Origin of the sequence: Paenibacillus sp. 2TAB19, from assembly GCF_052115185.1 — a bacterium.
GTDB lineage: Bacteria > Bacillota > Bacilli > Paenibacillales > Paenibacillaceae > Pristimantibacillus.
Genome location: NZ_JBFRGE010000044.1, coordinates 1 through 18,287 on the forward strand (window position 1 = coordinate 1; position 18,287 = coordinate 18,287).

Consider the following 18,287-nt stretch of genomic DNA (forward strand, 5'->3'; position numbering starts at 1 on the left):
CCATAAGTAATTATTAATTATTTTTGATAGAACATCAGCTAAGATATATATGATTTTCCTTTTAGCATGTCTCGATGATGAACATAGTACCCACGATCTTGTAACATTGTTACGTATTCGGGTTCGCCACTGCTATACAACCATTTTCTATTTAGTTCCTTAAATACTGTTTCAACTTGGTCTGCGGTAAGCCTGACAGTCGTAGACAGGTACAAAAGTTCCTTAACTTCATCACTAATAGTAATTTCTTCAATCTCACCGAACGATGCTATCAATGCCATAATCGTTGACTCTTTATCTGGTATTAATTTAACATTCTGAAATACAATATTGTTTCCTTTAGCATCAAAAGAATAACTTTCTTTTAAAATCACTGTAGGGTTATTTACGCCAATATAGATAATATTAGAAATATTATGACTAATATTGAAGATAGTACTAGCATCATCTAATAAATAAACGATACTATTATTAGAATTCGTCATTTTCTCAAGAAGCGTATCCAACTCACTTTGGGAGACTGCAACATATTCATAATTTTCTAGTATCACCTGATCTGTAGTATACTTATTTATCACTTCTAATTTTGATCTCTTTTCAAAATATTGACGAGAATTAAACGATACATCTTCTATATTCACACCAAAAACCTTAGCGATTTCCAAATGCAAAGAATCATTATGTTCATTGATATTTTGTAATAATTGAAGTTGACTTGTGTAAAATCTTTGCATAAGCCACGTTTTTAACCTTCCATCCAAATAATAACCAACGATCGTATCTACTTCAAAATTCTCTATTAATTCTTCTAATGTTCTTATTTGCATTCCATTACTTAGTACAATTGCAAACTTAATATTTCTCTTCAACATATATTATCTACTTCCTCTCCTTTAGCTACTTCCTCTTCAACTCCTGACTAACATTAATATATTGGTATTTCTTGGTGATTTATCACTCATACCGATCAATCATCGACCTAATTGTAGTCTTCATCTGCTCCCTTATGCTTAACGGGCTTATGACTTCGACATTGCTCCCTTGACTAAGAAGCCACATGATACAGCCTTTCCCATACACTTCTGCTTCGATTAGCCAGCCCTCATCCATTTGTTTGACTACTTCTGCTGTCGGTAATCGATCCAGCACTGCTGATAGAGAAGAACCGAAATAGTTAAATCGAAGCGTGATCAATTCACCGGCATACATAAACTGAGCACGTTTCCTTTACTCTCCCACTTCTACTCTGTTTTTCTCTGGAATAACGAATCTATCGGCTAATATTTCAAAAGATACAATTCGATCCAATCTAAAAAAAGCTGGCGACTCATATTCACTGCCATCAATAAAGGCAATCAAATAATAATAAAATTCAGAGAAGATAACGGATACTGGCTTTATCTTTCTTCTGGACTCCGTCCCATTCATCTTTTCATAACGAATTTCAATCATATTCTGTTTTCTAATGGTGAAGCAGATGTCCCAGATCATTTTTAACAACGGTTTGTTATGCGTTATCGATTGAAAATGAATTAATTCATTGCCTATAAACTCTTTGATGGCTTTTCTCTCCATGCCTGTAACCAGATCAAGTATGGACTGAATGAGTCCGTTCATCTCATCTTTGGTAAATGCTCGACTCTCAATGATGATCTTCGTGATAGCCAACACTTCCGCACCAGACAAGCTCTTATCATCCGCTATATTTTTTATATAACCCTTTTTAAGGTAATCATAGATAACCTCATGACCTGGATAATATTCAGCTAAATAAGCTCTAATATCCTCCAAGTAGCGTTGTACCGATTTGTTATCTATCCCGAATTCATCTGAAAGCATACGCTTGTTCAATACTTCTCCTCGGTTAAGTCGGTCATGCAGCAGTAGAATTCTATTAGACTTTGACTCTTTGCTCATTCGATCACCACTTTGACGATAATTGCCTGCAAGGGATATCTTACCATAGTTGGTTAGACATATTCTGTCCAACTGGATAAAAAAAGACGGAAGGGATCTGCTGTATGCAGTTCCCTTCCGTCTTTCTTTATTTGAAAAATTAATTAAACTTCCTCTGCCTTAACCCCTCGAACAGCAGCACCGCCGTAGCGGTTGCAACGTTCAAAGATTCGGACCCGCCTGGCATCGGGATGATGACCGACTCGTCCAACTGCAGGCGCACGTCCTGAGATAAGCCGTCGGACTCGCTGCCCATGAGCAGCCAAGTCGGCTGCTTCCAATCGTAGGAGTAGCAGGTATGAGTAGCCTGCAGACTTGTACCCACAAGCTTGATGCCCCGCTCCCGGGCTGCCGACATCAGTTCTGTTAGATCGCCTTCGATGATCGGCAGATGGAACATCGACCCCATCGTTGAGCGAACCGTCTTCGGATTGTATAGATCGACGCAGCCTTTGCCAAGAATGACGGCATCTGCCGCCACCGCGTCCGCGCTGCGAATGATCGTGCCGACATTGCCTGGATCGCGCACACCATCGAGCACGATGACGAGACTATTTTCACGGTAAAGCGCGCTTTGGTCATGCTCCGGCTTGGACACTACCGCGAAGACAGGAGGCGGCGTATCCGTCCCTGTGCACTTGGCCATCACGGGCCGTGAAGCTTGAACCCATTCCGCTGCCTTAGCAGCCTCATAGCCAGTCGTGCCTAGCTTAGACTCTTGCCTTAGCTCAACAGGGATGCCTCGTTCATTATCATAAATGATGACGGAAACATCGATGCCGCTCTTCAGCGCCTCTATTACGAGATGAACGCCTTCAATAATAAATTGACCGCTGCGGTCGCGATGCTTCTTATCAAGCAACGAAGCCCATTGCTTCACGCGTTCATTTTGGATCGAAGTAATAAGTAGATCATAATTAGGATTCATAAGTGTCGTTAGCCTAGCCTTCCGAATATGCATTTTCTAAATTTCGAACATCCGAGTTTTTACCGACAATAACAAGCACATCATTCATACGAATAAGATCGTCGGCATACGGAGCGATGTTCATCTCCGGACCCGTCTTGATCGCCATAACATTACATTTGTATTTTGCGCGAATGTCCAGCTGCTTAAGGCTCTTGCCCACCATCGCATTGGACGCTTTCATCTCTACAATACTATAATCATCCGATAGCTCGATATAGTCGAGAATATTCGGCGACGCCAAATGATGCGCCAAGCGAAGTCCCATATCCCGCTCCGGGTATATCACTTTGTCAGCGCCTATTTTCGAAACCACCTTGCCATGGAGCTCGTTCTGCGCTTTGACAATTAACGTCTTCACGCCTAGATCCTTTAAGATGATGGTTGTCAAAATGCTTGCTTGTATATCTTGTCCAATCGCCACGACTACAACGTCGAAGTTTCGTACGCCTAGCGCCCTCAGCGCTTCTTCATCTGTGGAGTCGGCCGATACTGCGTGTGTCACCGTGCCTACAACATCCTGAATGCGATCCTCGCTCGAGTCAATGGCCAGAACCTCATAACCCATTTCCGTCAAAGCTTTTGCTACGCTGGAGCCGAAGCGCCCCATGCCGACAATCGCGAACTGTTTCTTGGACATAACCGTAATTCCTCCTAAACTAAGCATGGTTCGAAGTGGAATTCTGTATCGTCACTCTAGTATAACATACGACCGCGACAAGGATGAAACAAGGCCCCGCAGGGAATAGTAACGACGTAACTCAGAACGATGCAGGAGGATGCGACAACATGAATAATGTTACCGTTGATTTGCGTCAAGCCATTATTAATCGAGTACAAGCCAATTCCGTAYAAGATCTGACTGAGGTCATCGAGGAATCAATCGGAGCAGACGAGAGAACTCTCCCAGGACTCGGCGTTCTATTCGAGATGATATGGCAGCAATGCAGCCAGCCTGAGCAGCAACGCATGGTTGAAGCATTGCACCAGCAATTGCATCAAGGAGAAAATCCTAGTCCTAGCTAGCTCATTACCGGCGACTCCTAATAATAAGTTGCTGCGCGGTAAACGATATTGCCGCCGACTATCGCACAAGTTACCCATGGCAGCTTCTCGTAACGGTCAACAATAATGATGTCCGCCGCTTTGCCTGGCTTGATGGAACCCAGCTCATCATTCGTGCCCAAAGCTTCGGCCGGATGAAGCGAACCCATCTTCACCGCCTTAGGCAAAGCGGCAATCCCCTCATCCGCCAGCTTGAATATTGCCGCCAGCATCGATGAAGGATGATAATCCGAGCAAATGATATGAGCTGAGTCAGAGGAGATCGCATCCACGGCTCTCAAGTTGTTGTCATGCGATGCGCCCCTCACAATATTAGGAGCCCCGACACATACGCGTTGCCCCTTACTCGCGGCATAACTCGCCGTTTCCAAATTAATCGGAAATTCACATACGGTAGCGCCAAGCTTCGCAGATTGATCCACGCTATCCTCCGTATCATTATCATGAGATGCAATCGCTATTCCATTCTCCATCGCTAACTTCCCCAGCTCGTGCAAGCGTATCCAATCCACCTGCTCTCTGCGCTTCGCCAAATCATCTACTATTAATGCAACTTCATTTCGATCAACGCCTTGATTTTTCATGACATAATGCTCAAACGATCCAGGCTTGCGGTACTGTCCTTGTCCGGGCGAATGATCCATGAACGACAAATAGTCAATCTTCCTGTCGCGCAAATAGTTTTCAACGACGGGCATCCCAGTCAAATGCGATACCTCGTAACGAAGATGAATGCGATTGCGCACGACCGATCTATTCGCTCGGTAACGATTAATGAGTTCAATCATCTCCGTAAGCAGATGATCTCCGCGAAGACTGATACCCACCCCAAGCGATAACGAATGATACATCGTCGTAACGCCATGGAGCGGCAGCTTGCGCTCGAATTCGAGCAGCGCCATTTGAAGCGGAAACAGCGTATTGGGGCGAGGCTGTATTTCCTTCTCGATTGCATCGCAGTGAATATCAATTAGACCTGGAAGTACATACTTATGTTGTGCATCGATAACCGCAGCATCCGAATGGCTGCTCATCCAGCGACTCATCTCGCCATCATTGGCAAGCACGGTTTCTATCCGACCGTCTGCTATCCCTAATGCAACGTCTGCAATCTCGTCCTCCATCACAACCTTGCCGTTTTTGATCAATATCGGCCGTGTCCGCGAGTCAGGCTTCGTAATCGATAAATTATTCATATGACGCTCATTCCTCTTTCACCTATACATATTTTATAAGATTAACATAAGCTCGCATCATTAATCATATCACGCCTAAGCTCCATTAACGTCCGACAATAAACAGAAAAAGCCTGCGCTCGCGCAGACTTTTTCATTGACCTTGCTATCGTCGACTATTCAGCATTTCCCGAAACAAAAACGCGAGTTTCAAACGCAGCAAATTATCCGTTTGCCGAAGCGGCAGGCCAAGCACCTTCTCCAGCTTCTCGATTCGGTAAGCAGCGGTATTCCGATGGATGAACAGCGCTCTGGCCATTTCATTCATATTGCCGTCGCAAGCGATAATCGTCTCGAGCGTAAGCAGCAGCTCAGCCCGTTGCATCCTCTCGGTACGATCCTTCAAATCCCGCCTCTTCTCCAAAAGTTGCGGTTCGTCCGGCAATAGCTTGCTCAAGTACTTCCCGACATAGTCCTCCATGGATGCCTGGGGTAAAGTTCCGAATAACGCCTTCCATTCGTTAACCAAATCGTCCCCGTCAGCTTTTCTGTTCACAATCGGTTCCATCTGCATCAACCTCCGTGAGCGTTTCTAGAGTGCGTTGCTCTTCTCCTTCTTCCTGGGCAAGAAACATTCCAAGCCTGCGCGCGATTGGTTCGTACCGAGTCCTTCTTCATAAACGGCCTTTCCTCTAAGCAGCGTCATTCTCACTTTGMAGCCGAGCTCCCTATCCATATAAGGCGTTTGCATGTGCCTTTGAAATAACCGATCAGCCGTTAAACGGTATCCGCCGTTTAAATCCACCAGTACGAGGTCCGCGTCATGGCCGACTTGGATCGCGCCCTTCCTGTGATGAAGGCCGAAGCGCCGAGCGGGAGCGCTTGACAGTAATTGGCTAATTTGCGTTAACGGTATGCCTCGCTTCAAATGCCCTTCGTCAACTAGCAGCTCCAGCGAGCTCTGGGCTCCCGAAATGCCTCCCCAAGCCGCAAACATATCCGTATGCTCCTTGAGCCCGGCAGGACAAGGCGAATGATCGGAAGCAATGAGATCAATTAAGCCCAGATCCAGACATTGCCACAGCTTCGCTTGTTCGGCTGCGCTCCTCAACGGGGGCGCGCACTTGGCGACCGCCCCCAAATGCGCGAAGTCATCCTCCGTCAGCGTCAAATAATGCGGACAAGTCTCCAGCGTCACATCCTGCCCGGTCCGCCTGGCATGCCAAATAACCTTCACGGCTGCTTCGCTGCTAATATGGGCGAAATGCAGACTGCAGCCTGCTTGCTTCGCATAATCCAGCGCTTTCGAGACCGCCTCCAGCTCGGCTTCGATCGGACGCGAAGCCGAATAGTCGAACGCGCCGCTGCGCCCCTCCGATAAAGCCTGCTTGGAAAGTCTCATTACGATGTCTTCATCCTCGGCATGAAGCACAAGCACTTTGCCAAGCTCCGCAATCCTCTTCATTCCCTCCAGCAGCGTTCCGTCGTCGCTTCGCCGGAACGCCTCCTCATGCTCGTCGCCAGGGGATGACATAAACGCTTTAAACCCAACGACTCCCGCTCTCGCAAGAAGCGGCAGCTGCTCCAAGTAACCTGGCATCAAACCGCCCCAGAAGCCGTAATCAACTAGCGATACGCCACACGCGCGCCTCCGCTTCTGCTCCAACGCGGCCACAGTCACGGTCGGCGGCACGCCATTCAACGGCATATCGATGAATGTCGTACAGCCGCCTGCCGCCAGCGCGTTTGAACCCGTGGCATACCCTTCCCAGTGCCCGAACCCCGGTTCATTGAAATGGACATGCGCGTCTATCATTCCCGGCAGAACAGCCAAGCCGTCAGCATCGATCACGCGGGCGCCGCTGCGTTCCAATGATGCTCCAATTTCCGCTATGCGTCCGTCTCGGACGCCAATCTCTGCCTTCTCGACACGATCCTCAAATACGACAAGACCGTTAATAACGACAAGATCATACGGCAATGCGGTTACCCTGTTATCCATCATCCGTATCGTTCACTCCATTCGTCATCCCTAGCTGCTTTACCCTCGAACTCATATCCGCTTCCTCTGGGCAAGCTAGTCGTCGATACCGATCAGCTTAGCCGGGTTCTCGGCGATCATCTTATAGATGTCTTCCGGCGCGAACTGGTAATCCAGCATCGAAGCTACCATCGTTCGCATGCCTTGCACCGGTGACGGAGCGGCGCGGATGCCGTAATCCGTGCCGAGCACGAAACGGTCGATGCCTACCTCCTTGATCGTCTTCATCCATTTCACCGCGTTGGAGAAACGTCCCAATTCTGCGCCCATGTCCATATATTCCTTCTCGACATAATAGTGCGTTCGCGGAACGTCCGGGTATAACCAGTCGACCAGACAAGCTTCCAAGAACGCCCCCCTTGCGGCAGCCTCTTTCTGTTGCTCGATCGTCATGCTTCCCCTGACCGGATGCGCGATCAGCACCTTCTTGATGCCGTATTCTTCGGCAAGATCGAGCAAACGAAGCGCCTCCGGCACAGACACATGCCCCGTATTCAAGTAAACCCCCGGCTTCTGCGCCACCAATGTAAGTATTTCGTCAAGCTCCTCGGATATCGGCCCCTCTACGGGAATAGACGTCGCAACCGACAATTCCTTCTCGGCAAACTTTGGAAAAGCGTCCTTGAATGGCACAAGCTTGCCATCAATCAGCGTAGATTCGCGTTCCGCCGAATGGCGGGTGCAATGCGATCCGAAGCTGATGAAGCGGCACCCCTCCTCGATATGGAGCGCCGTCTTGACGGCTCTTGGATTCATGCCGCCGTGACCCGAATTCATTAGGTAGCCGCCGTACGTATGGATGCCTGGAACGTGACGGTTGACCACCCATGCCATGCCCGATGCGCCGCCGAATACATCATAATACACGATGCTCTTCATGCCTGCGGCTGCTGCTTCCTGCGCAACCTGAATGGGATCGAAATGTCCTGGATTGGAATTCAATACGGGCCCTGCGTGCACATGGCTGTCGATCGCCCCGATGAGCAACTCATCCGGCAGCTCCATCGAGCGGCTGTAAAACGATTCCTTCCATTTGGAGCGGTCCGGTGTACGTAGAATCGGTTGTTCATAGTTCAGCATGTTATAATTCCTCCTATAATTGTAGTCGTCTCATACGTGCGGTGATCAGCCTTTGACCGCGCCGGCCATTACGCCAGCGATGATTCGGGAACTGAATGCGAAATAAATGACCGTAACCGGCAGCATGGAAAGCACCATGCCCGCCATTAGCTGAGGATAATTCGTGCTGTGCTGGGATTTAAAAAAAGACATCCCGAGCGGAACGGTCCGCATCGCCTCATCCTTCAACAGTACAAGGGCGAACGAAAACTCGTTCCAACAGGCAAAAAACTGCAATATGGCAACTGTAGTCAACACCGGCACAGCCATAGGCAAAATAATTTTCCACATCGCCCCGCTGAAGCTCAGTCCGTCGATAGCGGCTGCTTCTTCGATTTCCTTAGGAATGGCTACGATATAGCTCGTTACGAGCAAGATCGGCAACGATAAGTTAAAGGCAACATACGGAATGATAAGCGTAAACCATTGATCGGCGAGTCCCGACTGCTTGAACAGCAGATAGACGGGAACGAGCAGGGCATGTATGGGCACCAGCATACCGAACAAATAATAGAAGACCATCAGCTTCTTGCCTTTGAATTGCAATCTGGCTACCATGTAGCCTGTTACGAATGCAATCAGTACGATCAGAATGACCGACAGCAGCGTTACCCTTGCGCTATTCCAAGATAGCTGCAGCATGTTCGTCAGCTTGATCGCTTCCACATAATTGCCGAACTGCAGCTTCTCCGGCAGCTTCAAAATACTGTTCGAAAACTCCGGCTGCGTTTTTAAAGATGAATAACCGATCCATACGAGCGGAAATATGCAGCTGAACGTAAACAGCATCATCGCCGTATTGAGCAGCGCCTTCTTGAGCCCCCGCGAATATTTGGCGTAATTCCTTTCCATCGTCTCATTCATCTACGCTTCACCTCCGTTGTTGCCGCGTTTCCTTTGCAGCAGAAAGGTGCTAAGCAAAATAATGAGCATCGTCAGCGCCATGATCGTTATGGCAAGCGCGGAACCGTAACCATATCGGAATCTCAAAAATGACGTTTCATAGGCGTACAACGCCATTACGGACGAAGAATTACCCGGTCCGCCTCCGGTCATCGCGTAAATATGCTCGAATCCGCGCATATTGTTGGCGATACAAAGCAATGAAGCAACCATAAGCGTCGGTCTCGCCAGCGGAATCACCACATACCAGGCCTTGCGGAAGCCCGTTGCTCCGTCGATCTCGGCGACTTCAAGCACCTCCTTATTAATAGAGGAAAGTCCCGCAAGCATGAGCAGCGTGAAGAATCCGATATTTTGCCATGAAAGCGGAATCGAGACGAGCAGCACGATCGGTCCCGATAGATCCAGCCACGATTGCACGAATCGCCCCAGTCCAAGCACTCTCAACATTTCATTCAGCAGGCCGTTGTTATAGTTGTAAATAAGCGTCCACAGAAACGCGATGATGATCGGCGCAAGCGTCGAAGGAAAGAAGCTCATCGTCCGGTGCAGCCCTTTAAGCTTAACGAGCTTGGACATCAGGAACATCGCGAACACGAAGGCGATCCCGACTTGCCCAATCAACCCGTAAATCGTCATGAGCACGTTGTTCAGAAAAGAATGCCAGAACACTTCGTCGCGCAAAATTTCCAAATAATTATCGAGACCGATGAAGCTCAGCTTCGGCCCGCCTGTCCAAGAATAGAAGCCGTATCTAAAGGCAGATAGAATCGGAAGGAGTACAACAAAAGAGTAGATCACCAGCCCCGGCAGCAAATACAACAGCAGCAGCCACCCGGGAGGACGCAATGCTTTGCCCATTTTATCACCTCATCGTTATGGTTAATCAGGGGGGCAATCCGCTCTGGGATTGCCCTCTCCGGATTCACTGTTATGGTTTGGACAACAGCGTCTCGTACGCCTTTTGTGTCTCTTTCGCCATCTGCTCCGGTGTCTTGGAGCCGGACATGACGCTTTGAATTTCCGTATTGATAACCTCGACAACGGAAGCATCGAACCACAAGTCGAATATTTTCGTTGCATCGGCTGCCGCGCTCGCCTCGTAAGCGCCGAGAGCGACCGGATGCAGTTTAGCTGAGTCGAACTCACCAGGATCGTAGGCTGGGAAGCCTCCGACCTCCGCCATCAGCTTCGCGCTCTCCGACCCTGTCATGTAATCGAGCAGCGTAATAATGGCTTCAAGCTTCGGACCAGGCTGAATATCGGCATTTACGCTATAATACACGCCTGCTCCGCCCGATGAACTGAGCGGGTTGCCCTTGCCTCCGTCAATCGGCGGAAATACGGCGACCTTCGTCTCGTTCGTCACAGCTTCCGGAGCATTGTTCACAATGTTCATCGCCGACCAAATCCCGCTGACGAATGCTGCCGACCGCTCCTCGAAGTAATAAGTTACCATCGTATCCCCGTCAATGGAGTTCATATCTTTATTCAAGTATCCGGATTTGGATAGATCGGACATGATCGAAATCGCCTTAATGAACGCAGGATCGTTAAACGAAGCCCCGCTTCCCGCCAATATCGATTCCGTCCATTCCGGTCCCGTCGAACGGTCGGTCAAAGCGCTGATCCAGCTCGAGAGCGCATAGCCCTTAGCCTTATCTCCATACGAGAATAGGTTGATGCCTTTGTCCGCCAGCTTCTTGCCTGCATCCATCAGCTCGTCCCAAGTCTTAGGGAACTCGTTATAGCCAGCTTCAGCGAACATCTTCGCATTGTAGTAGATGAGATGCGTTGGGCCCGCGGCAATCGGAATGCCGTAAACCTTACCGTCGCGCGTACCGGCTTCAAGCGTTCCTGCACGATAGCCGTCGCGCCATTCCGGTCGCTTGTCCAGTTCCTCGTTCAGCGGCAGTACGATCTCGTTGTTAACGAAATTCGTCATCCACGAGCCCGGTACGATGAACACGTCCGGCATATCGTCGGCGGCAGCCAGCGATTGCGCTTTGATCGAGTAGTCCTCGTTCTGCTGCTGCTCTTCGATAATTTCGATATTGGGATAATCCTGCTTGAACCGCTTCAGACCATCCAGCACGGCGGTGTCCTCCGGGCTTTTGCCGATGTTGGAATCCATGTAACGGTGCATGAGTGTAATCGATATTTTACCGTCGCCGGACGGCTCGTCCGTACTCTCCCCGGATGTCCCTGTATTGGAGCAAGCCCCTAACAACAGTGCAACAACAACGAAACAGCTAAGAACAATTGAATACTTTCTCATCTATTCTCCACTCCCTATATGTTTTGGCGACAGTTACGAACTGTTCTCTATTTGGCATCCGAAATTGGATACAATATTGGCTAAAAAAATTAGTACTGAAAAATATCGGACAGGTTCAGTACATTCGTCGTCGACACTGTGAAATTGAGCGAGCGCTCGATCTGGAGCAGATGCTCCGTCATAATTCGTGCAGCCTGTTCCCCATCCTTGCGAACGATGGCCCCGATCAAATCCTCATGATCATGGCAAAAGTTCTGGTTCGTTCCGTATAGGGCAATGATGACGGCCGTTAACGAAATCAATTCCTCCAAAAAGTGATAATAATACGTATTGTCCGCTAGCTCGGCGAGCTTTAAGTGAAAGTCGACGGTTACATCGAGCGCGCCTACGATGTCTCCGGCATGGCTTGCCTGGTGTTCTTCCTTCAGCAGCGCCTCCAATTGGGCAATTTGTGCCGGTACGACGATGCCGCATAGCTTGCTAACCATGGCGGACTCGATGATGCGCCTCATTTCGAATACGGCTCTTGCCTCTTCGACGCTCGGGCAGGAAACGAATGCCCCCCGATACGGAATAACGGTAACGAGCTTCTCCATCGCCAACCGGCGCAGCACGTTTCGAATCGGCGTTCTGCTCACTTGAAAAGCTTCGGCAAGCGAATCCTCCACTAACTGCATGTTGGGCAGCAGCTTATGCTGCGTAATCGCCAGCTTGATGTCTTTATAAATTTCCATTTCCTTCTTTTTAGACATGGCCCTCCCCCTTTTGGTTGAAGCATCGTTCATCCCTTCGGCCGAAGAATATGTTAAATATAGTGACATTGTAGTTGTGTTTCTTCCGATGCGTCAATGGATAAGCGTTAATTTCGGCATTGTGCATAATTAAAGCGATTACAAATTAACATGGTTAAATATTGATAGCGCTTTCCTCATTTTTATCTGACATACATATAACATGAAATGGGTTGAACGAACAAAAAAACTGCGGCTACAAGAGCCGCAGTTCGCGCAATCGAACTATTTTATTCGGAATCGTCTTCCTTCGGTATGAATTGATAAATGTCTCCTGTCTCGAATGAATCGATTAGACGGTCCAGCCACCGATAATATTTGAGCGCTTCTTCGATCTTGGCCGCATCGTTGTCGAGTACCTGCAAGAAATTCTGCTCATCCTCATGCTGACGCTTAAGCTCCGCAATCTCCTTTAATGAACGAGACAGCACATGCTTGTTTTGCTCCAGAGCCTTTCTCCATTTAATCGAGAAGAAATCGGCGAAGTTCTGATGCCAATCGGGAACAGCCTCATACAAGTCTTTGCGCGAGCCCTTGCCCCATACCTTATTGATCATCTTCAGATCAAGCAAGGTTCGCATGCCTGTACTCATTGACGTCTTGCTCATGCCCATCGTATGGCTCATTTCGTCGAGGGTGACCGGCTCTTGATTGAAATACATATTACCGTATAAGTGCCCAATGGATAAGGTAACGCCGTATAAGTCCATATTTTTGCCGATCGATTCGATAACACGTCTGCGCGTACGCTGTAGCTTGTCTATCTGTTCGTCCGTTAACGCTGCAAGTTCATTCATTATGTTCCTCCAGGAGGGATCGTATCCCCGTTCAATCCTACAAGAAGTATTGTAATCAAATGCTTGTCTATATGTAAAGATAGCGTTTGGATCGAAAAAGGGAGTTATACGGAGCATTCCGTACGAAAAGTTTGTAAAGTTAAAACTGTACGTACATTACGAAGGCTCACGCGTTTTGACCTTTACAGGAATAACCACCTACACTTGTAGGAGACAAATATTGCACAAGGGGGATATGAAATGGCCATTATAGAAGCCAAGAGGCTGACCAAAATTTTCGGACCCGATCCGAAAAAAGCGATTCCGCTGCTGGATAAAGGATGGTCCAAAGAAAAAATCCACGCGGAAACGAAACTTACTGTCGGTGTTAACCAGGCCGAATTCGCCATCGAGGCCGGTCAAATATTCGTTATTATGGGCTTGTCCGGGAGCGGCAAGTCGACGCTCGTCCGTCTGATCAATCGGTTGATTGAGCCGACATCGGGCCAAATCTTATTCAATGGAACAGATGTACTAAAGATGAATGCTGAGCAATTGCGTCAATTCCGCCGTAAGAACGTCGGAATGGTATTCCAGAAGTTCGCGCTGTTCCCGCATCGCACCGTTATTCAGAATATCGAATACGGCTTAGAGGTGCAAGGCATCGATAAGAAGAAACGGCGCGAGATGGCGATGCAGTCCTTGGAGCTAGTCGGTCTTTCCGGTTGGGCGAACAGCTATCCCGAGCAGCTTAGCGGCGGCATGCAGCAGCGCGTCGGGCTGGCTAGAGGGCTCGCGAACGATCCCGACGTCCTTCTTATGGATGAAGCGTTCAGCGCGCTCGATCCGCTGATACGCAAGGATATGCAGGACGAGCTGCTCGAGCTCCAGTCGAAAATGAAAAAAACGATCGTATTCATCACGCATGATTTGAATGAGGCGCTGCGTATCGGCGATCAAATCGCGTTAATGAAGGACGGCAGCATCGTTCAGATCGGCACGCCGGACGAAATTCTGATGCAGCCGGCTAATAAATACGTGGAACGGTTCGTCGAGGATGTCGACTTATCCAAGGTGCTGACCGCTTYCCGCGTAATGGAGAAGGCCGAGACGATAACGATTGAAAGAGGTCCGCGCGTTGCGCTTCAGTTCATGAGAGATCGCGGCGTTTCCAGTCTGTATGCCGTCGACAAGATGATGAAGCTGCTCGGCGTTATTACAGCCGAGGATGCTTCCAGGGCGCTCAAGGAAGGACTAACGCTTCAAGAAGTACTGCTTCAGGAGGCTCCAACCGCAGCACCTGACGCTCTTATTAACGAACTGTTCGAAGGCATGAGCAGTTCCAAGCTCCCCGTAGCCGTCGTCGACGACAGCAACCGTCTTTTAGGCGTCGTATTGAAGGGCGCTGTGTTAGCCGCGTTAGCAGGGAATACCGTGTTCGAGGCAGGTGACTCCGCATGAGTATGAACATTCCAAAGATCCCGTTAGCCGAATGGATCGAATCGCTCGAAGCATGGCTGGAAACGAATTTGGACCCGGTGTTCGGCGTCATTCGCACCGTTGTCGGCGGAACCGTCGGCGGACTGGATACATTGYTGAATAGCGTCCATCCGCTCCTGTTAATCGTTATTTTCACCTTATTGGCATGGTTTATCGGCAGATGGAGGATGGCAATCTTTACTGCTATCGGTCTGCTCGTGATCGACAACCTCGGTTTATGGAGCCAGACGATGCAGACGCTGGCGCTCGTATTAACGGCCGCCATCATATCCGTCATTATCGGCGTACCGATCGGCATCCTATGCGCACGCAACAATAGCGTACAGAAAATCGTGACACCGCTGCTTGACTTCATGCAGACAATGCCGGCATTCGTTTATTTATTGCCTGCCGTCACGTTCTTCTCGCTTGGCGTCGTTCCAGGCGTCATCTCGTCGATCATATTCGCGATTCCGCCAACGATTCGTTTAACTAACCTCGGCATACGCCAAGTTCCGGCGGAGCTCGTCGAGGCGGCCGACGCTTTCGGCTCGACGCCGTCTCAGAAGCTGTTCAAGCTTCAGCTTCCCATCGCGATGCCAACGATTATGGCCGGCATCAACCAGACGATCATGCTGTCGCTATCGATGGTCGTTATCGCTTCCATGATTGGCGCTCAAGGCGTCGGGGCTTACGTGTACCGCGCCGTAACGCAAGGCAATACCGGTGTCGGATTCGAAGCCGGCCTAGCCATTGTCATCTTGGCCATCATTCTTGACCGTCTGACGCAGCAGGTCATCCGCCGCACGAAAACAACCGGATAATCGGTAACTATTATTAAACGAAGGAGTGGTCTTTTGAAACGAAACAGATTATTCGTAATCGCAGCAGTCGTACTCGCCATTGCACTAGTAGCAGGATGTTCAACGTCTAATAACGGTGGCAAGTCGGGCAAAAAAATAACGCTCGCCTATGTCGCATGGGACTCCGAAATCGCCAGCACTTATGTGCTCAAGGAAGTATTGGAGCAAAAGCTCGATTATAAAGTTGAGCTGATGCAGGTCGACGCTGGCCCAATGTGGGCCGGCATCTCCGACGGAAGCGCGGACGCCATGGCGGCGGCTTGGCTGCCGACAACGCATGAATCGTATGCCGCGAAGTATGAAGGCAAGTACGATGATCTAGGCGTAAATCTAGATGGAACGAAGATCGGACTCGTCGTTCCGCAGTATATGGACATTAACAGCATAGAGGATTTGACGGACGAGGTAGGCGCAAGTCTCGACTATACGATTATCGGCATCGAGCCGGGCGCAGGACTAATGATCTCGACGGAGAAAGCGTTCGACGAATACGGCTTGCGCGATAAGTGGACGCTGCTTGAGAGCTCTTCGGCGGCAATGACACAACAGCTTGAGAAAGCGTACGCCGATCAGAAGCCGATCGTCGTTACCGGCTGGACGCCGCATTGGAAGTTCGCCAAAATGGATCTGAAGTATTTGGAAGATCCGAAAAACGTCTACGGCGGCGACGAGCAGATTCATACCGTTGCCCGCAAAGGACTGAAGGATGATCTGCCTGAGGCTTACGCATTCCTTGACGCTTTTAATTGGACACCGGATGAAATGGCCGATGTCATGATCCAAATCCAAGAAGGCAAGTCGCCGGAGGATGCCGCCAAGCAATGGGTGGAACAGAATCCGGACAAAGTGAACGCTTGGATCAAATAACAAATATTCAATGCAAGAGGGCCGCTCCCGATTGGGAGCGGCCCTTGTTTGTCATGAACGACTAGTCCAAGCAGAACGGTTGAAGTCCAAGCGGCAACGGAGCGGGACGCTCGCAGCTGCTCTTCATCTTGTAATGCACGCCTTGTTCGGATGCGTCATGGAAACCATGCATCGCTTCAAGCACGTGGAAAGCCAGCTCGCCGCTAACGCGCGGTTTGCGGCCGGTAAGAATCGCTTTCGCCATATCGGCTGCGCCGACGCCGCGGGCGTTCTCGGAGTAGCCATGGGCAAGAGGGATTTCCTTCCACTCTTTCTGTCCAGGGCGATTAATATAGATCGGGCCGCCGAAGCCGTTCGGATCCGGAACTTGCATCGTGCCCACGCTGCCGTATACTTCGATACATGGAAGACGCGAACCGCCTTTCACGTCGAAGCTCGTAAGCAGCGTGCCGATAGCGCCGGAAGCGAAGTCCATTACGCCTGCGATATGCGTCGGCACTTCAACTTGCACCTTCTGCCCGTATTTCGGCTGGCTCGTAATCGTACGTTCAGGGAAGGAAATACGCGCCGAGCCTGTTACGCGATTAATTGGTCCAAGCATCGCGACTAGCGCAGTCAGATAGTAAGGCCCCATATCGAACATCGGACCGCCGCCGTGCTGGTAGTAGAACTCAGGAGCCGGATGCCAAGATTCGTGGCCTCCGCCTACCATGAATGCCGTAGCGCCGATCGGCGTGCCGATCCAGCCATCTTCGATCAGCTTAATGCTCGTTTGGATGCCGCCGCCAAGGAATGTATCAGGCGCGCTTCCTGCATATAGACCTTTCTTGCGGGCAAGCTCGAGCACCGCAAGACCTTCCTCGCGCGTAACCGCGAAAGGTTTCTCTACATACACATGTTTACCTGCTTCGAGTGCTCTTAAGTTAACGGAAGCGTGGGCTTGCGGAATCGTCAAGTTAATGACCATTTGAATATCTGGATCGGCAAGAAGCTCGTCGACGGAATAACCTTTGATGCCGTGCTCTTCAGCCTTAGCTTTTGCGCGCTCCACGTCTAGATCGGCGCATGCTACTACTTGCATAGAATCGAATTTGCTTCCGTTTTGCAAATAAATGCCGCTAATGTTGCCCGTACCGATTATGCCTACTTTAATCTTCTCCATGTTCCTTCGTCCCTCGTCCCATATCATGATTATGAATAATGAATTGCTTCTTACCGTAGTCCTACAGCTGATTGTCCTGCATACCTGTGTACGCTCCGCCTTCTACGCCAGCAGCAACAGCCTTTGCCTTGCCTTCCGCGCACCATAGGAAGCCGCGGCGCATCAATTCCTTAACGGAATCCATCTCGACGATATTCGCTTGGTGACCAAGCGCATTGTAATACACGCGTCCTACGCCCCAACGCTTCGTCCATACGACAGGCATGTCAACCGCTTTGTTAAGCGAGTGCGGCCCAGGCGTAATAGGGAAACGAGTCGTAGCAAGCACTTCTACAGCCGGATCGACATGCAAATAATATTGCTCGGACTTCACCGTGAAGTCTTCCATGTCTTCCGTTAAAGCGCTCGTCGAATTGCGCATGTTCACAACGTATTCCACACCATCATTACCTGGATGAGCGACCCATTGTCCGCCCGTCATGAACTGCCAGTCTACATTTTCGCGGAACGAGTCGCACATGCCGCCGTGGCAGCCTGCAAGACCGACGCCGCTCTGAACGGCAGCCGATACGTTGTCCACGAGCTTCTGATCGATGCGCCCCATCGTCCATACCGGCACGATAAGATCAAGCGCCTTCAACTTCTCTCCATCCTCGAACGCTTCAAGCTTATCGGATACTTCAACCTCGAAGCCTTCCTTCTCAAGCACCTCTTGGAAAATACCAGCGACTTCCTTCGGCTGATGGCCGTCCCATCCGCCCCATACGATCAATGCCTTCTTCATGCTAACTCCTCGCTCTCTCTAGCCCTCTTTAGCTGCTTTCTTGTCTTCTTCTTTCGCTTTC

18 protein-coding genes and 1 pseudogene are annotated in these 18,287 nt (G+C 49.7%); 3 read left to right on the forward strand and 16 right to left on the reverse strand.

Going from position 1 to position 18,287, the window contains the following annotated elements:
• Positions 1 to 38: 38 nt before the first annotated feature.
• The 5 genes from AB4Z33_RS19120 to AB4Z33_RS19140 all read right to left on the reverse strand — a co-directional run bounded on the left by AB4Z33_RS19120 (position 39) and on the right by AB4Z33_RS19140 (position 3,563).
• Positions 39 to 872 (reverse strand): hypothetical protein, encoded by an 834-nt coding sequence (locus tag AB4Z33_RS19120; RefSeq protein ID WP_442051446.1) that lies wholly within the window; start codon positions 870 to 872, stop codon positions 39 to 41.
• An 82-nt stretch (positions 873 to 954) separates the two neighbouring features.
• Positions 955 to 1,209 (reverse strand): hypothetical protein, encoded by a 255-nt coding sequence (locus tag AB4Z33_RS19125; RefSeq protein ID WP_442051447.1) that lies wholly within the window; start codon positions 1,207 to 1,209, stop codon positions 955 to 957.
• 18 nt (positions 1,210 to 1,227) lie between these two features.
• Positions 1,228 to 1,917: a helix-turn-helix transcriptional regulator gene (locus AB4Z33_RS19130; protein ID WP_442051448.1), complete on the reverse strand. Its 690-nt coding sequence runs from the start codon at positions 1,915 to 1,917 to the stop codon at positions 1,228 to 1,230.
• A 139-nt stretch (positions 1,918 to 2,056) separates the two neighbouring features.
• Positions 2,057 to 2,884: a TrmH family RNA methyltransferase gene (locus AB4Z33_RS19135; RefSeq protein WP_442051449.1), complete on the reverse strand. Its 828-nt coding sequence runs from the start codon at positions 2,882 to 2,884 to the stop codon at positions 2,057 to 2,059.
• A gap of 13 nt (positions 2,885 to 2,897) precedes the next feature.
• A complete protein-coding gene (locus tag AB4Z33_RS19140; RefSeq protein WP_442051450.1) occupies positions 2,898 to 3,563 on the reverse strand; it encodes a potassium channel family protein in 666 nt (221 codons plus the stop codon).
• A 149-nt stretch (positions 3,564 to 3,712) separates the two neighbouring features.
• Between AB4Z33_RS19140 and sspI the strand changes: the two genes are divergently transcribed.
• Complete coding sequence (gene sspI, locus AB4Z33_RS19145) at positions 3,713 to 3,949, forward strand: small acid-soluble spore protein SspI (RefSeq protein WP_442051451.1); 237 nt, start codon at positions 3,713 to 3,715, stop codon at positions 3,947 to 3,949.
• A gap of 17 nt (positions 3,950 to 3,966) precedes the next feature.
• Here the strand turns inward: sspI and AB4Z33_RS19150 are convergent, their stop codons facing one another.
• From AB4Z33_RS19150 to AB4Z33_RS19190, 9 genes are all read right to left on the reverse strand, one after another.
• Positions 3,967 to 5,184, reverse strand: coding sequence for an alpha-D-ribose 1-methylphosphonate 5-triphosphate diphosphatase (locus AB4Z33_RS19150; RefSeq protein ID WP_442051452.1), 1,218 nt, complete (start codon positions 5,182 to 5,184; stop codon positions 3,967 to 3,969).
• A 145-nt stretch (positions 5,185 to 5,329) separates the two neighbouring features.
• On the reverse strand, positions 5,330 to 5,731 hold the full coding sequence (locus AB4Z33_RS19155; RefSeq protein WP_442051453.1) for a PucR family transcriptional regulator: 402 nt from the start codon (positions 5,729 to 5,731) through the stop codon (positions 5,330 to 5,332).
• A 24-nt stretch (positions 5,732 to 5,755) separates the two neighbouring features.
• The gene (gene allB, locus AB4Z33_RS19160; RefSeq protein ID WP_442051454.1) at positions 5,756 to 7,168 is read right to left on the reverse strand and encodes an allantoinase AllB; all 1,413 of its coding nucleotides are present in this window, start codon (positions 7,166 to 7,168) and stop codon (positions 5,756 to 5,758) included.
• A gap of 72 nt (positions 7,169 to 7,240) precedes the next feature.
• A complete protein-coding gene (locus AB4Z33_RS19165; protein ID WP_442051455.1) occupies positions 7,241 to 8,284 on the reverse strand; it encodes a DUF6282 family protein in 1,044 nt (347 codons plus the stop codon).
• A gap of 45 nt (positions 8,285 to 8,329) precedes the next feature.
• Complete coding sequence (locus AB4Z33_RS19170) at positions 8,330 to 9,187, reverse strand: carbohydrate ABC transporter permease (protein WP_442051456.1); 858 nt, start codon at positions 9,185 to 9,187, stop codon at positions 8,330 to 8,332.
• Positions 9,188 to 10,087 (reverse strand): carbohydrate ABC transporter permease, encoded by a 900-nt coding sequence (locus tag AB4Z33_RS19175; RefSeq protein ID WP_442051457.1) that lies wholly within the window; start codon positions 10,085 to 10,087, stop codon positions 9,188 to 9,190.
• 70 nt (positions 10,088 to 10,157) lie between these two features.
• Entirely contained in the window at positions 10,158 to 11,504 is a 1,347-nt protein-coding gene (locus tag AB4Z33_RS19180) for an extracellular solute-binding protein (protein WP_442051458.1), read from the reverse strand.
• 89 nt (positions 11,505 to 11,593) lie between these two features.
• Complete coding sequence (locus AB4Z33_RS19185; RefSeq protein ID WP_442051459.1) at positions 11,594 to 12,256, reverse strand: GntR family transcriptional regulator; 663 nt, start codon at positions 12,254 to 12,256, stop codon at positions 11,594 to 11,596.
• A 269-nt stretch (positions 12,257 to 12,525) separates the two neighbouring features.
• Entirely contained in the window at positions 12,526 to 13,092 is a 567-nt protein-coding gene (locus AB4Z33_RS19190; RefSeq protein ID WP_442051460.1) for a GbsR/MarR family transcriptional regulator, read from the reverse strand.
• Positions 13,093 to 13,332: 240 nt separating this feature from the next.
• On the opposite strand from AB4Z33_RS19190, the gene AB4Z33_RS19195 reads away from it, so the two are divergent.
• Positions 13,333 to 14,532: a quaternary amine ABC transporter ATP-binding protein gene (locus AB4Z33_RS19195; RefSeq protein WP_442051461.1), complete on the forward strand. Its 1,200-nt coding sequence runs from the start codon at positions 13,333 to 13,335 to the stop codon at positions 14,530 to 14,532.
• Positions 14,533 to 14,534: 2 nt separating this feature from the next.
• Positions 14,535 to 16,280 (forward strand): annotated as a pseudogene (locus AB4Z33_RS19200) (ABC transporter permease/substrate binding protein).
• Positions 16,281 to 16,341: 61 nt separating this feature from the next.
• Here the strand turns inward: AB4Z33_RS19200 and AB4Z33_RS19205 are convergent.
• Both AB4Z33_RS19205 and AB4Z33_RS19210 read right to left on the reverse strand, forming a co-directional pair.
• Positions 16,342 to 17,442: a Gfo/Idh/MocA family protein gene (locus AB4Z33_RS19205; protein ID WP_442051462.1), complete on the reverse strand. Its 1,101-nt coding sequence runs from the start codon at positions 17,440 to 17,442 to the stop codon at positions 16,342 to 16,344.
• A 61-nt stretch (positions 17,443 to 17,503) separates the two neighbouring features.
• Positions 17,504 to 18,226, reverse strand: a complete 723-nt coding sequence (locus tag AB4Z33_RS19210) for a ThuA domain-containing protein (RefSeq protein ID WP_442051463.1) — start codon at positions 18,224 to 18,226, stop codon at positions 17,504 to 17,506.
• Between the last annotated feature and the right edge of the window lie 61 nt (positions 18,227 to 18,287).